Here is a 13420-nt window from a genome sequence, read left to right on the forward strand (position 1 = left end):
TCGCCCGGTCACCCGCGGCGCGGATGTTCCGGCCGGTGGCGAGAGCGTGGTGCGCCGGTGAGCGGGCAGCCGTTCCGCCGGGCGGGCCGTCGCGGGGAGGTACTGCCGTTCCGGTTCGACGGCCGCGACTACGAGGGGTACCGGGGCGACACGCTCGCCGCCGCGCTGCTCGCCAACGGCGTCCGCACGGTCGCGACGAGCGTCACGCTGGGCCGCCCCCGAGGGATCTTCGCCGCCTGGACCGAGGAGCCCAACGCCGTCGTCCAGATCGAGCACCCCTTCCCCGAGCCGATGCTCCAGGCCACCGTCGTCGAGCTGTACGCGGGGCTGGTGGCCACCGGCCTGCCGGGCAGGGGCAGGCTCGCCGCCGAACCCGACCCGGCGCGCTACGACGGCGTGTACGCGCACTGCGACGTCCTGGTGGTCGGCGCGGGCCCGGCGGGCCTGGCGGCGGCGAGCGCGGCGGCCGGGTCGGGCGCCCGGGTGATCCTCGCCGACGACCGGCCCTCGCCCGGCGGCAGCCTGCCCGACACCGGTGAGAGCGTCGACGGCGTCCCGGGCACGGCGTGGGCCGCCACCGCGCTGGCCGCGCTGGAGAGTCACCCGGAGACGCGGGTGCTCACCCGTACCAGCGTGTTCGGCTACTACGACGACAACTACCTGGTCGCCGTGGAGCGCAGGGGAGAGAACGCCTCCTCCCGCGAGCGTGTCTGGCGCATCCGGGCCCGCCGCGTCGTCCTCGCCACGGGCGCGCACGAGCGCTCGATCGCCTTCGCGGGCAACGACCTGCCGGGCGTCATGCTCGCCGGCTCGGCACGCGCGTACGTGAACCGGTACGGGGTCCTGCCCGGCCGCCGCGCGGTGGTGTTCACCACCGGGGACGGCGCCTACGCCGCGGCCCGCGACCTGACCGCCGCGGGCGTCGAGATAGCCGCCGTCGTGGACACGCGTGCCTCCGGCGATCCGGGACGGAACGGCCTGGGCGGCCTGGACGGTGCGGGTGGCCTGGGTGACGCCGAGGTGCTCACCGGTCACTTCGTCACCCGCGCGAACGGCGAGCACGGCGTCACCTCCGTGACCGTCTCGGAGAGACCCGTCGCGGGCGGCAGGCCTTCCGGATCGGCCGCTTCCGGATCGGCCGCTTCCGGGGCGGCGCGTTCCGGGGTGATCGGTTCCGGGTCGGCCGCTTCCGGGGCGGTTCCTTCCGGCGGGCGTGAGATCGAGGCCGACCTGCTGCTCGTCTCGGGCGGCTGGAACCCCGCCGTCCACCTGTTCAGCCAGGCCGGGGGGACGCTCCGCTACGACGAGGCGCTCGGTTCCTTCGTCCCCGGGAGCATCCGCCAGGCCGTCGAGGTCGCCGGGGCCGCCCGAGGGCTCCGCACCCTGGCCGCCTGCCTGGAGGACGGCGCCGCCGCCGGGACGCGGGCCGCCGGGGCGGCCGGTCTCCGAACCCCTTCCACCTCCGGCGCGTCCGTCAGGGAAGCGGGGGAGGCCCCGCGGCCGGGGGAGACGTCACCGGGCGCGGAGACTCCGCGAGCAGGGAGGGCGTCCCCGGACACGGAGATCCCGCAGGCCGGGGGAGCGCGGGAGCCGGGGGCGGTCTCGCCCGGCGGAGAGCCTTCCGGGACCACCCCCGCCGAGCATGTGTGGCTCGTTCCCGCCGACGACTACCGAACCCACTTCGTCGACCTGCAGCGCGACGTCACCGTCGCCGACGTGATGCGCGCCACCGGGGCCGGGCTCCGCTCGGTCGAGCACGTCAAGCGCTACACCACCGCCGGGACCGGGCACGACCAGGGCAAGACCTCCGGCGTGCTCACCAGCGGTGTCGTCGCCCACGCCCTCGGCGTGGACGTCTCCGAACTCGGCACCACCACCTTCCGCGCCCCCTACCTGCCGGTCTCCTTCGCCACCCTCGCCGGGCGCGACAGGGGGGCGCTGCACGACCCCGTCCGGGTCACCGCGCTGCACGAGTGGCACGTGGCGTACGGAGCGCCGTTCGAGAACGTCGGCCAGTGGAAGCGGCCCTGGTACTACCCCCGCGAGGGCGAGGACATGGAGGCCGCCGTCCTGCGCGAGTGCCGGGCCGTGCGGGAGGCCGCCGGGGCCATGGACGCCTCCACACTCGGCAAGATCGACATCCAGGGGCCGGACGCCGCGGAGCTGCTCGACCGGCTCTACACCAACATGATGAGCACCCTGAAGGTCGGCTCGATCCGCTACGGCGTGATGTGCCGCCCCGACGGCATGGTCTTCGACGACGGCACGGTGATCCGCCTGGCCGAGGACCGTTTCCTGGCGACCACCACCACCGGCAACGCCGCCGCCGTCCTCGACTGGATGGAGGAGTGGCTGCAGACCGAGTGGCCCTCGCTGCGGGTCTACTGCACCTCGGTCACCGAGCAGTGGGCGACGGTCGCGCTCGCCGGGCCGCGCTCCCGCGAGGTGCTGGCCGGGCTCGCCCCCGGCCTGGCCGTGGACAACGCGAGCTTCCCGTTCATGACGTGGCGCGACACCCGGGTGGCGGGCCTCGACGCGCGGGTGTGCCGGATCAGCTTCTCCGGCGAGCTGGCGTACGAGATCAACGTCAGTTCATGGGACGGGCTCGCCCTGTGGGAGGCCGTCCAGGCCACCGGCGCGGTCACCCCGTACGGGACCGAGACCATGCACGTGCTGCGGGCCGAGAAGGGCTACCCCATCGTGGGCCAGGACACCGACGGCACGGTCACCCCCGCCGACCTCGGCATGGAGTGGGTGGTGTCCAAGAAGAAGGCCGACTTCGTCGGGAGGCGTTCCTTCGCCCGCGCCGACACCGCCAGGCCCGACCGCAAGCACCTGGTCGGCCTGCTGCCGCTCGACCCGGACGTCCTGCTGCCCGAGGGCTCCCACCTGGTGGCCGCCGACCGGCTGCCCGAGCCGCCGGTCCCCATGCTCGGCCACGTCACCTCCAGCTACCGCAGCGCCGCGCTCGGCAGGACCTTCGCCCTCGCCCTCGTCAGCGGCGGGCGCGAACGCGTCGGCGAGCGGTTGTACGTACCCGTCGGAGGGGAACAGCTGCCCGTCACCGTCACCCACCACGTCCTCTACGACCCCGAGGGAGCGCGCCGCGACGGTCCACCGGCCGGGACGCGACCGGGCGTGCCGTACGGAACGGAGCCGCCCGCGACGGAGCTCTCCGGGACGGCGGAACCCTCCGGAACGAAACCGCTGGGAACGAAACCGCGGGGAACGGAGCCGCGGGGAACGGAGCCGTCCGGGCGGTCGAGCCCGGCGGCCCGGCTGGAGCCGGTGTCGAGTCCGGGCCTCCGCATCGAGGAACTGCCCTTCCTCACCCAGATCGACCTGCGGGTGGAGCCCGGGAGCGACACCGCGGCCGACATCGCCCTCGCCCTCGGCGTCCCGCTCCCCACCGAACCCGGCACCTTCGCGAGCACCGGCACCGATGTGTCACCGTCCGGTACGGCCGCGAACGACACCCGGGTGCTGTGGCTCGGCCCCGACGAGTGGCTGGTCGTCGGGCCCGCGGGCGGCACCGGCCTGGAGGCCCGCCTGCGAGCCGCCGCCGGAACCGGTCACGCCGCCGTCACCGACGTCTCCGCCCAGCGCACCGTACTGCTCGTGACCGGCCCGAGGGCGCGCGACCTGCTCTCCCACGGCTGCGCCCTCGACCTGCACCCCCGCGCGTTCGGCCCCGGCCGCTGCGCCCAGACCGTGCTCGCCCGCGCCCAGGTCGTCCTCGCCGCCCGCGAGAACGGCGGGTTCCACGTCTTCGTACGCCCGTCCTTCGCGGACTACCTCGTGGCCTGGCTCCTCGACGCGGCGGGGGAGTACCTGGGCGGTTGAGGTGATCGCCGGGGGCCTGGGCGGACACGGCGGAAGGGCCGGTCCCGGCGTGCGCCGGGACCGGCCCTCGAACGTGCGAAAGACCTACCGGCCGGCCACGGGGGCGGGCTTGGTCTCCGGGGCGGAGGCCGCGGGAGCGTCGGGAGCCGGCTTGCGCACCGACGGCACGACGGTCGCGGAGACGATCGCGATCACCACGGAGAGCGCGGTGGAGAGCCAGAACGCCGTCTGGATCCCACCGATGGAGATCCCCTGCCCGGACCCGGCGGCCAGCGACGCCACCGCCACCGCGATACCGAGGCACAGCCCGACCCCGAGCTGGCGGTTCGAGTTATAGAGGCCCGACGCCAGGCCCATCTGGGCACCGGCCACACCGGACGTGGCCGCCACCGCGGTGCTGATCATCATGACCGTCACACCGACGCCGATCAGGATGCCGCCGGGCAGCACGTTCAGCAGGTACGAGCCGTCTGCGGGCGCGAGGGCCAGCACCAGTGAACCGGCCACCAGGAACAGGGCGCCGACGGTCAGCACCGGACGAGCCCCGATCCGTGCGGTCGTCTTCGCCACCGGCAGCGACGCCAGCACGACCACGAGGGCCTGGGGGAAGAACGCGAGGCCGGTGAGGATGGCCGAGAAGCCCAGGATCTGCTGCATGTAGAGCGTGATGAAGAACGTCGAGATGGACATGACACCACCCGACAGGAACGCGACCAGGTTGCCGCCCGTCACCCCGCGGTTACGGAAGATCGAGAGCGGCACCAGCGGCGCGGACACGCGGGTCTGCACGAACAGGAACACGGCCAGCAGCACGAGACCGGCGATCAGCGGGGTCAGCACACCGGCGGTGCCCCAGCCCTCGTCGGACGCGATCGTCAGTGCGTAGGCGATCGAGCACATGCTCGCGGTCACCAGGATGGCACCGGGCACGTCGATGCGCGCGGACCTGGTCCGCACACTGTCGTCGTCGAGGCGGATCGCGGCGCGCACGACCATCGCGATACCGACCGGGACGTTGATGAACATGACGGCCCGCCAGCCGAAGATCTCGGTCAGCACGCCGCCGGCGAGCACGCCGCCGGCGAAGCCCACCGAGGACACGGCGCCGAACACGCCCATGGCCTTGGCCCGCGCCTCTCCCTCGGGGAAGCCCGCGCCGATCATCGCCAGCACGGCAGGGGCCACCGCCGCGGCCGAGAAGCCCTGCAGGGCACGGGCGATGATCAGCACGATGGAGCTGGTCGCGAAGCCACCCACCAGGGACGCGATCGTGAAGATCGCCAGGCCCCACACGAACATGCGCTTGCGGCCGATGATGTCGCCCACGCGTCCACCCAGCAGCAGGAAGCCGCCGTAGAACAGCGCGTACGCTCCGACGACCCACGGCAGGGCGCCGGCGGTGAAGGACAGGTCGGTCTTGATCCACGGCAGAGCGACGTTCACGATCGCGAAATCGAGTGTCAGCATGAACTGGGCGAGGCACAACAGAAGCAGTGGTGGTGGCTTCTTGACCTGAGAGTCCATGGTTTTTTCTCCTGTCTCCTGGTGCGGCTTAAGTCATTCTCAGCATTGATTCCGGGCCGAATGAATTCGTGACCGACGACGGCCTGGGCGGCTGGTTCGAGCGCCACGGCCTCGACGGCCATCCGCGGACCACGGGCGAATACGCGCGTCCACCGGCGGGCGAAGCACGGCCAGGGCTGACAATTTTCGCTCCCCTCGACGCCGACATAATTGTTCCTGATGTAAATCAATTATGTGGTCGTGGCCAAGGGGCAGCCAGAGCATCAATCATCAAAAGGGCGTGCATCTTTCACGCCGGTCAAGATGAATAATTCAGCAATCGGACGTAGCGGCAGGAACCGCTTGGCGGGCGGGCGGGCGGGTGGCGCGCCGCCTCAGGCGGCTCCGGCGAACCGCGGCCCGATCACATCGCGCGGCCTCCGCGCGATCGGCCATGGAGGCCGTGGAGGCCATGGAGGCCGTGGCGGCCACGGCGGTCCGCAAGGCACGGGGCGGCCACGGCGGCCATAACGGTCCGCAAGGCTCGGGGCGGCCTGACGGTTACGGGGTGCCGCGCCGGCCCGGGGCGGTCACAGCGGGGCGCCGCCGAACCCGATCTCGTTCCCGTCGGGGTCGCGGTAGGTGACCTTGCGCACGCCGTTGGAGAAGGTCTCCCGCTTCGCGGGGTCGAGCCCTTGCTCGGCGATCTGCGCGACGAGCGCGTCGAGGTCGTCGACGAAGACCGTGTGCATTGCGTGGCCGGCGTGCTCGGGCAGCTGCTCGATGAACACGGACCGATGTTCCGCGAGCTCCCACACGGCCTCGGTGTCGCTCGCGACGAACGTCGGCGGGGAGCCCGGCAGCCGTTCGTACCACTTCAAGGCCATCGTGTATTCGGTGACCGGGATTCCCGCGTACAGGTCGAGGGCCATACCGTGATCATATGGACTTCGTCCGGTTCCCGCGGCCCCGCGGATCCGGACGCGCCCGCCTCGCCGCGCGCGCTCGGCTCGGCTGACGCCGCGACCACCGTAGACGCCCGCGCCCCTGGCCCGGCGGTTCCTCCGGCCGGCCGCAAGCCGTCGGCCCGGGCCGGCGGGTGACCTCTTGGGGCGGGGGTCCGCCGGGGCGATCACCCGTTCAGGGACGTGGCGGGGCGGGGGTTCGCCGGGGCGATCACCTGTTCAGGGAAGCGTGACGAACTTCTTGAGGAAGGACCGGGCCTGGGGGGTGTCCAGGCGATAGTCGTAGTTGGTCATCCTGCACGCGTCGTCGTCTCCGCTGATGGTCGTGGCCACGAGCAGGTCCGAGGTGGGTCCGCCCAGGAAGTTCGGACCGCCCGAGTCGCCGAAGCAGGTGCTGCCGTCGCCCTTGGAGGAGAGCGACAGTTTGAGCCACCTGCGGGTGAGGTCCTCGAAGGAGATGGACGCCTGGTGGCGGGTGTCGGTGTAGGTCAGCCGCACCTTGTGCTTCCCCCTGGCGGAGACGTGCTTCCCCTTGGCCGAGGCCTTGGTCGAGACCATGGCACCGTACCCGACCGGGGTGAACCGCGTTATTTTCAGGGCGTTGGCGGCTTCGAGGCGGTCGAGCAGACCTTCGGTGGGCAGTCTGGCGGGCTTGATGCCCGGGACGGCCGTGTCGAAGACGACAACGGCCATGTCATGAAGATCGGACTTGTCCTTGTAGCGCGAGTCGATGACGTAGCGGCCGGTGTAGATCTTGTCCCCGTGCCGGTAGCGGCTGGAGAAGGAGACCCGGGCGGTCTTCTGCCCCTTTTCCGCGCAGTGGGCGGCGGTGAGGAAGACGGTGGGCGAGATGAGGGTGCCGGTGCAGTAGGACCATGTGCCGTCATCGTTTGGCTTGTCGCCGATGACGGCTCCCACCTGCGGGTGAGCGGTCAGGTCGGGTGATCCGTTCGTGATGGCCCAGGCGGGGGAGGCGGGGAACGCGGTGGTAGCGGCGAGGGCGAGGGGAATCATGACAAAGGGGATGAAACGCACGCAGGAACTGTAACCGCCCAAGGGTTACATTTGATACAGGGCTCGGAAAGATCTACGGATCCGATGTGCTGAACGGCAAGCCGGCCGCGATCATCGGCTTCCCGATCACATTCCCCCGGGGCGGGTGACCGCGCGTGAGCGGGTCCGCTCACGCCGTGCCCGGCTCGATCGTGCGGATCATCGGTGCGGAACTGCCCGCCGCGACGACGTTCGCCGGAAGATCGCGGGTGGCCACCGCTCCGGCGCCCACGACGGTGTTCTCCACGATCGTGACCCCGGCCAAGACGACCGCCGCCGGGTCTTCGGGGTGCGCCGCGCCGCCACGGCGAGTCCGCCGGCCACCGGTGTCGTGCGGAGAAACCGTCAGCAGGTCTCGCGCCGGATGCCGGCCCCTGCTCTCCTGGGTTCGCGCCGCGCGAGGCGCCGCCGAGGAGGCTCTCAGGGTGACGCCGTCCGGCTGACCGGGGTCATCTGCCGGGGGTCGATTCGTTCGCCGCAGCAGGGGCAGGTCAGGGCCGGGGCGATGATCTCGCCGCAGCTCCGGTGGCGCAGGGGGAGCGGCGGGCCGTCCTCGCCCGCCATCCAGCGGTCGCCCCAGCCGGCGATCGAGATGATCACCGGATAGAGGTCGAGGCCCTTGGCGGTCAGCCGGTACTCGTGCCGGAGTGGCCGCTCGCTGTAGGGGCGCCGCTCGAGGATCCCGTGCTCGACCAGGGTGCCCAGCCGGTCGGCCAGCAGGTGCCGGGAGACTCCGAGGTCGTTCTGGAATTCCTCGAAGCGCCGCACGCCCAGGAAGGCGTCGCGCAGCACGAGCATGGTCCAGCGGTCACCGATCACCGACAGGGTGCGGGCGACCGAGCAGTCGACGTCCCCGATGTCCTTCCAGCGCATGCCATGAGTTTATTTAGTTCTTTTCTGGAACTGACTAAGTTCCAAAAAAGAACTCACAGAGCATCAAGGGGATCGATCATGGGCGAGTGGCGGCCGAGCGCCTGCATCCTGTGCGAATGCAACTGCGGGGTCGAGATCCTGGTCGGCCGGTCCGGGGCGTTCGACAAGATCCGTGGAGAGGGCAACCACCTGGGCGGGACCTATGCCACGGCGACGATGGCCGATCGCCCGTGACCGCGGGCACAAGGTCGGCGAGGGGCCGGTCAGCCCGGTCGCCGGAGCGAAGATCATCAGGGGGCTGGTGCCCTGCAACGTGATAGCCGAGGAGATTCTCACCGACCACCCGGCCCGCTACCGGGCGATGCTCGTGGAGAGCGCGAACCCGGCACACTCCCTGGCCGACTCGGTGGCCATGCGTTCCGCACTGGAGGCCCTGGACCTGCTGGTCGTCATCGACGTCGCGATGACCGAGACCGCGCGGCTCGCCGACTACGTGCTCCCGGCGCCGACCCAGTTCGAGAAGTGGGAGGCGACGTTCTTCACCTTCGATTTCCCGCGCAACATCTTCCATCTCCGCCGGCCGGTCGTGGACCCGCCGGACGGGCCGCTGCCCGAGCCGGAGATCCACGCGCGGCTGGTGGAGGCCTCGGGCGCGCTGCCCCCGGAGGTCGTCGAGCCGCTGAGGGAAGCGGCCGCCCAGGGCCGTGCGGCGTTCGCCGAGGCGTTCCTGAACGTGCTCGGCTCGCGACCGCAGCTCGCCCGGCTGGCTCCGGTACTGCTCTACCGGACGCTCGGGCCGACATTGCCCGACGGTGCCGCGGCCGCGGCCGTGCTGCGGGGCGCGGCGCACGGCTTCGTCCAGGAGAACCCCGCGGGAGTGAAGCGGGCAGGCCACGGCGAGGGCGTGGAGGCCGGTGAGCGGCTCTTCGACGCGATCATCTCCAGCCCGCACGGTCTGGTCACCACCGACGACGTGCAGGAGGAGACCTGGCGGCGCCTGAAGGGCCGGCGCGTCCAGCTCCACATCCCCGAACTCCTCGCCGAGGTGGCCGGACTCGCCGACCGGCCCGAACCGGCCGGCGACGGGGAATGGCCGTTCGTGCTGTCGGCCGGCGAACGGCGTGCCTTCACCGCCAACACGATCATCCGGGACCCGGACTGGCGCAGACGCGACATGGGCGGGGCGCTGCGGATCGGGATCTCCGACGCCGAACGCCTGGGAGTGACCACCGGCGACCGGGCGATGCTGACCACCCCGCGCGGCAGCGCCGAGGTCGTCGTGGAACTGACCGACCGGATGCGCCCCGGGCACATCTCGCTGCCCAACGGGTTCGGGGTCGACCATCTGGATCCCGAAGCCGGCCGGGTCGTCACCGGGGTCGCGCCCAACGAGCTCACCTCGAGCCAGGACCGCGACGCCTACGCGGGAACGCCCTGGCACAAGCACGTACCCGCACGGCTCGTGGCGCTCGCCGGGTCCCGGTGAGGTCGCTCGCCGGGACCCGACGGGCGACGTGGGCCGCACCCTGCGGGACGGCCGCCGGCTGAAGGTCCTGGAAGAGGCCGGACAGCCGAGCCGGGCCCGCGTGCCCGAACGCCTGGACGCGGGCCCGCACGCCGGCGGTCCAGGTCCGACGGCCCCGCTCAGGGGCGCGTGCCGGCCAGCAGCCAGACGGTGGAGACGAGCAGGCGGGCGGCGGCCACCAGGGTGGCCGGCTCGACGCGGTCGGGGGTCTCGGCGGGGGTCTGGTAGCCGGGCATGCCCATGCCGATGCCGATCGCGGCCAGTCCCGCCGCGGCGTAGCGGCGATTGTCCGAGGCCATCGCTCCGGCACGCAAGGCCGTCCCGGTGCGGCGCCCGGCCTGGTCCAGGGCTGCCAGCAGGGCATGGGCCGGGCCGCCCGCCTCGACCGCGGCCGCCTGGTGCAGCTGCGCGGCCCCGTCCAGGTTGACGACCTGGGTGCCCGGCGCCACAGCGGGGGCGTGGTGAGCCGAACCCCAGGCGCCGACCTCCTCGGCGTCCAGGAAGGACACCCTCAGATCCACCGGCACGGTCAAGGTGGCGGTGAGAACGCGGGCGGCCTCCAGGACCGCGGCCACCCCGGAGGCGTTGTCGGCCGCGGCGGGCAGGCGGCGGTCCGGGTCGTCGCCCACTCCGTCGAAGTGCGCCGTCAGCAGCACCTGCGGCCCGCCCGCCGCCCCTTCCCCCGATCCCTCGTACGGCACGCCCGGCCCGATCGGCAGGTGGCCGTGAACGTTGACGCCGCCGGCGCCGACCGCGCGAAGCGGTGCCGACGCGGTCACGGTCACCTCCCCGGCGGCGAGGGCGTCGGCCAGCCGCCGGTGCAGGTCGGCGCGTACTCCGAGGACCGCCACCGATCGCCGGGCGGGCCCGGCGATCATTTTGGGCATCCATCCCTCGTCGTCGGTGTTTCGCGCCGTCAGCACGCCGAGGGCGCCGTCGGCTTCGGCGCGCCGGCAGATCCGCGCCCATTCGCCGGCCGGAGCCAGCACCCAGTGCCCGCCGAGATCGGCCGTGCCCGTGTCCGCCAGCGGCGCCGAGCGCGGATCGGGCAGTTCGGCCGAGGCCGGGTGCTCGGCGAAATCGCGGCGATGCTCCAATCGCAGGGTCGACCGGCCGGTGCTCCACCGCAACACCGGTGTGCGATACAGCTCTCGCACCTCGGCGACGTCGAACGGGTCATGCCGGACATCGGCGCCCAGCGCGCGCAACCGGCCGGCGAGCCAGGTGGCGGCGGCGCGGCCGCCGGGGGTGCCCACCCGGCGGCCCGCGTAACGGTCGGCGGCCAGCTCCGCGACGCAGTCGAGCATCCGCCGCGCGCTCACCTGCTCCAGGGCGGACGCCAGGCCGGGGACCTCGGCCGCCGCTGATGGCACGGGCGAGGAGACGGGGGCCGGGGAGCTCATCCGCAGCACCCGCCGGAGGCGTCACCGGCAGCGGCGGCGGCCGGAGTGGCCGGTGCCTGGCCGCAGCACCCGGTCTGGGCGGCCTGCCCGGCCTCGGCCGTACCTCCGCAACACGACACGGCCACGGAGACGGCGTCGTCGGACGCGGCGGGAGCGGGGCCTCCGCAGCATCCTCCGGCCGCGGGCGGGGTGAAGGCTTCCCGCAGGTCCCCGATGAATCCGCCGGTGCTCTCACTTGCCATGGTCATTGAGATTCCTTTCGGATCGGTGGCGCACGTTCTCGCGCCGCACCGACCTTCGGATTTGACGGATATCTAAGTAGGCTCAGCGTTCCATCTTGATTAGATCGCTGTCAAGTTAGAGAAGCATCTAATCAGAACGGCGAGGCGTGCTCGCCGCTCGGGTCAAGCGTGCCGCTCGGCCCCGCCCGGCTGGTCCTGGGCGTCGAGGATGACGAAATCGGCCTTCGCCCGGCGCGGGTGGTTGCCCGCCGCCGACCAGGCCTGCCCGCCGCCGGGCACCGGCATGTCGATCCGCCGCGGCGAAGGCGACAGTGCGGTCGCCTCCGTCGGGCTCACATGTTCGCGGGCTCGGTGAGCGGGGTGAACGGCGCGCCCAGCCGGGCCACCGCCGAGGGGACGATCCGGTAGTGGACCCAGGTGCCGCGCCGCTCACTGTCGATCAGCCCGGCCGTCCGCAGGATCTTGAGGTGGTGGGAGATGGTGGGGGTGCTCAGGTCGAAGGCGGGGGTCAGGTCGCACACGCACGCCCCGCCGCCCGCGTGGGAGCCGATCATCGACAGCAGGCGCAGCCGAACGGGGTCGGCGACCGCCTTGAGCGCCGTCGCGAGTTCGGCCGCGTCGGCCGGTGAGATGGGTTCGCAAGCGATCGGGGCACAACACCGGGTGGCGGTCATGCGACGACCCCTTGATTCGACATTTGTCTAAATCATGTGCGGTGGTAGGCGACCAGCGCGAGCGCGGCGACGGCGCAGGCCACCGCCACCGCCGCCATCACCCACGTGTAGCCGGCCGCCTGGGCCAGCGCGACCGCGCCCAGCGGGGCCAGCGCCTTGTCGGCGACGGAGAAGGCGGCGACGCGGCCCGACAGCGAGGCGTAGGCGCTCGTGCCGTAGCGCCGCAGGAGCAGGTGCGGCAGGGTGATGGAGGCGATGCCGAAGCCGAGCCCGAACCCCAGCACGCAGCCGACGGCGCCCGGCACCGTGCGCCCGGCCAGCGGGAGCAGCGCGGCGGCGACACCCTGCAGGGTGAAGATCGCGGCGGCGATGAGATCGGCGGGCAGGCGGCGTTGCAGGCCGGCGGTGAGCAGGCGGCCGGTCACCGACAGCACCCCCAGCAGCCCGGCCAGCGTGGCGGCCAGGACGGGTGAGTGACCCAGATGGATGAGGTAGGTGATGAGCAGGACGGACATCACCGCCGCCGCGCCGCCGTTGGCGGTGAAGGCGATCACCAGCAGCCAGAACGGCCGTCGGCGGGTGGCGGCCCTGACGATTTCGGCCCGCTCCCGGGTCGTGACCGGCCGGTGCCCGGTGCGGGCGGGGCGGCGCACGACGAGCGCGTGCAACGGGATCGCCGCCGCCGCGTAGATCACGGCCAGGATCACCAGGGCGGTGCGCCAGCCGTAGGAGTCCACCAGCAGCCCGGTCAGCGGCAGGAAGACGGTGGAGGCGAACCCGGCGACGACGGTGAGCGCGAGCAGGGCGTTGGCCCGGCCGTGGCCGGGACCGTCGAACCAGCTGACGATGACGGCGAAGGCGCTTTCGTACAGCACCATCGCGCACGCGATGCCGATCGCGGCGAAGACCGCGTACAGCTGGGGCAGGTTCTCGACCCGTGACCAGGCCAGGACGGCGAGCGCGCCGATGACCGACCCCGTGGTCATCAGGCCCCGGCCGCCGTGGGCGTCCAGCAGGCGGCCGACCAGCGGGGCGCACAGCGCGGCGATCAGGATCGAGCCGGTCAGCGCGGCGGTGATCTGGGTGCCGGTGGCGTGCAGGTCGGCCGCCATGGGGGTGAGGAAGACGGAGAAGGCGTAGTAGAGCACGCCGTAGCCGATGGTCTGCGTCACGGCCAGGGCGGCGACGACGCGCCGGCCGTGACGTGCCGGTGCGTCGTCGCCGCCGGCCGACGGCCGGTGTTCGGCCTCAGCAGCCGTCAACGTCACCGCCGCCGACGGTGGCCAGCGGGAGCGGGGTGGCGAGCAGGCCGCCACCGATGCCGGTGGCCAGGCCGACC

The 13420-nt window shown here is 72.5% G+C and carries 12 protein-coding genes and 2 pseudogenes; 4 read left to right on the forward strand and 10 right to left on the reverse strand.

Annotated features, from left to right (window positions below; genetic code table 11):
* Window positions 1-57: 57 nt before the first annotated feature.
* Window positions 58-3114 (forward strand): annotated as a pseudogene (locus ACTOQ1_RS40810) (2Fe-2S iron-sulfur cluster-binding protein); the annotation flags it as partial.
* A 345-nt stretch (window positions 3115-3459) separates the two neighbouring features.
* Window positions 3460-3843 (forward strand): annotated as a pseudogene (locus ACTOQ1_RS40815) (sarcosine oxidase subunit gamma); the annotation flags it as partial.
* Window positions 3844-3927: 84 nt separating this feature from the next.
* Here the strand turns inward: ACTOQ1_RS40815 and ACTOQ1_RS40820 are convergent.
* The 5 genes from ACTOQ1_RS40820 to ACTOQ1_RS40840 all read right to left on the reverse strand — a co-directional run bounded on the left by ACTOQ1_RS40820 (window position 3928) and on the right by ACTOQ1_RS40840 (window position 8237).
* Entirely contained in the window at window positions 3928-5367 is a 1440-nt protein-coding gene (locus ACTOQ1_RS40820; RefSeq protein ID WP_440073713.1) for an MFS transporter, read from the reverse strand.
* A gap of 569 nt (window positions 5368-5936) precedes the next feature.
* A complete protein-coding gene (locus tag ACTOQ1_RS40825) occupies window positions 5937-6278 on the reverse strand; it encodes a VOC family protein (protein ID WP_440073715.1) in 342 nt (113 codons plus the stop codon).
* A gap of 252 nt (window positions 6279-6530) precedes the next feature.
* Entirely contained in the window at window positions 6531-7346 is an 816-nt protein-coding gene (locus ACTOQ1_RS40830; RefSeq protein ID WP_440073716.1) for a S1 family peptidase, read from the reverse strand.
* A gap of 148 nt (window positions 7347-7494) precedes the next feature.
* Window positions 7495-7629, reverse strand: coding sequence for a hypothetical protein (locus ACTOQ1_RS40835; protein WP_440073717.1), 135 nt, complete (start codon window positions 7627-7629; stop codon window positions 7495-7497).
* A 155-nt stretch (window positions 7630-7784) separates the two neighbouring features.
* Window positions 7785-8237 carry a winged helix-turn-helix transcriptional regulator gene (locus tag ACTOQ1_RS40840; RefSeq protein ID WP_440073718.1) on the reverse strand — a complete coding sequence of 151 codons (453 nt, stop codon included), beginning with the start codon at window positions 8235-8237 and terminating at the stop codon, window positions 7785-7787.
* 78 nt (window positions 8238-8315) lie between these two features.
* Between ACTOQ1_RS40840 and ACTOQ1_RS40845 the strand changes: the two genes are divergently transcribed.
* Complete coding sequence (locus ACTOQ1_RS40845) at window positions 8316-8471, forward strand: hypothetical protein (RefSeq protein WP_440073720.1); 156 nt, start codon at window positions 8316-8318, stop codon at window positions 8469-8471.
* A complete protein-coding gene (locus ACTOQ1_RS40850; RefSeq protein WP_440073721.1) occupies window positions 8440-9723 on the forward strand; it encodes a molybdopterin dinucleotide binding domain-containing protein in 1284 nt (427 codons plus the stop codon). Before ACTOQ1_RS40845 ends, ACTOQ1_RS40850 begins: the two co-directional genes overlap by 32 nt.
* Before the next feature lie 158 nt (window positions 9724-9881).
* Here ACTOQ1_RS40850 and ACTOQ1_RS40855 read toward each other — a convergent pair whose 3' ends face one another.
* The 5 genes from ACTOQ1_RS40855 to ACTOQ1_RS40875 form a co-directional block, all read right to left on the reverse strand.
* Entirely contained in the window at window positions 9882-11165 is a 1284-nt protein-coding gene (locus ACTOQ1_RS40855; RefSeq protein WP_440073722.1) for a M28 family metallopeptidase, read from the reverse strand.
* Window positions 11162-11413: a hypothetical protein gene (locus ACTOQ1_RS40860; protein ID WP_440073724.1), complete on the reverse strand. Its 252-nt coding sequence runs from the start codon at window positions 11411-11413 to the stop codon at window positions 11162-11164. The genes ACTOQ1_RS40855 and ACTOQ1_RS40860 overlap by 4 nt, the downstream gene beginning before the upstream one ends.
* 156 nt (window positions 11414-11569) lie before the next feature.
* Entirely contained in the window at window positions 11570-11692 is a 123-nt protein-coding gene (locus ACTOQ1_RS40865; protein ID WP_440073726.1) for a hypothetical protein, read from the reverse strand.
* 47 nt (window positions 11693-11739) lie between these two features.
* Window positions 11740-12081, reverse strand: a complete 342-nt coding sequence (locus ACTOQ1_RS40870) for a metalloregulator ArsR/SmtB family transcription factor (protein WP_440073727.1) — start codon at window positions 12079-12081, stop codon at window positions 11740-11742.
* Window positions 12082-12113: 32 nt separating this feature from the next.
* Window positions 12114-13343, reverse strand: coding sequence for an MFS transporter (locus ACTOQ1_RS40875; RefSeq protein WP_440073728.1), 1230 nt, complete (start codon window positions 13341-13343; stop codon window positions 12114-12116).
* Window positions 13344-13420 lie beyond the last annotated feature (77 nt).

It is taken from the genome of Streptosporangium sp. OZ121 (assembly GCF_051918885.1).
Taxonomy (GTDB): domain Bacteria; phylum Actinomycetota; class Actinomycetes; order Streptosporangiales; family Streptosporangiaceae; genus Streptosporangium.

Excerpts from the sequence above, each read along its gene's own strand:
- ACTOQ1_RS40820 (WP_440073713.1), bottom strand. The coding sequence starts at position 5,367 with ATGGACTCTCAGGTCAAGAAGCCACCACCACTGCTTCTGTTGTGCCTC.
- ACTOQ1_RS40825 (WP_440073715.1), bottom strand. The coding sequence starts at position 6,278 with ATGGCCCTCGACCTGTACGCGGGAATCCCGGTCACCGAATACACGATG.
- ACTOQ1_RS40840 (WP_440073718.1), bottom strand. The coding sequence starts at position 8,237 with ATGCGCTGGAAGGACATCGGGGACGTCGACTGCTCGGTCGCCCGCACC.
- ACTOQ1_RS40845 (WP_440073720.1), top strand. The coding sequence starts at position 8,316 with ATGGGCGAGTGGCGGCCGAGCGCCTGCATCCTGTGCGAATGCAACTGC.
- ACTOQ1_RS40850 (WP_440073721.1), top strand. The coding sequence starts at position 8,440 with ATGCCACGGCGACGATGGCCGATCGCCCGTGACCGCGGGCACAAGGTC.
- ACTOQ1_RS40855 (WP_440073722.1), bottom strand. The coding sequence starts at position 11,165 with ATGAGCTCCCCGGCCCCCGTCTCCTCGCCCGTGCCATCAGCGGCGGCC.
- ACTOQ1_RS40860 (WP_440073724.1), bottom strand. The coding sequence starts at position 11,413 with ATGACCATGGCAAGTGAGAGCACCGGCGGATTCATCGGGGACCTGCGG.
- ACTOQ1_RS40865 (WP_440073726.1), bottom strand. The coding sequence starts at position 11,692 with ATGCCGGTGCCCGGCGGCGGGCAGGCCTGGTCGGCGGCGGGCAACCAC.
- ACTOQ1_RS40870 (WP_440073727.1), bottom strand. The coding sequence starts at position 12,081 with ATGACCGCCACCCGGTGTTGTGCCCCGATCGCTTGCGAACCCATCTCA.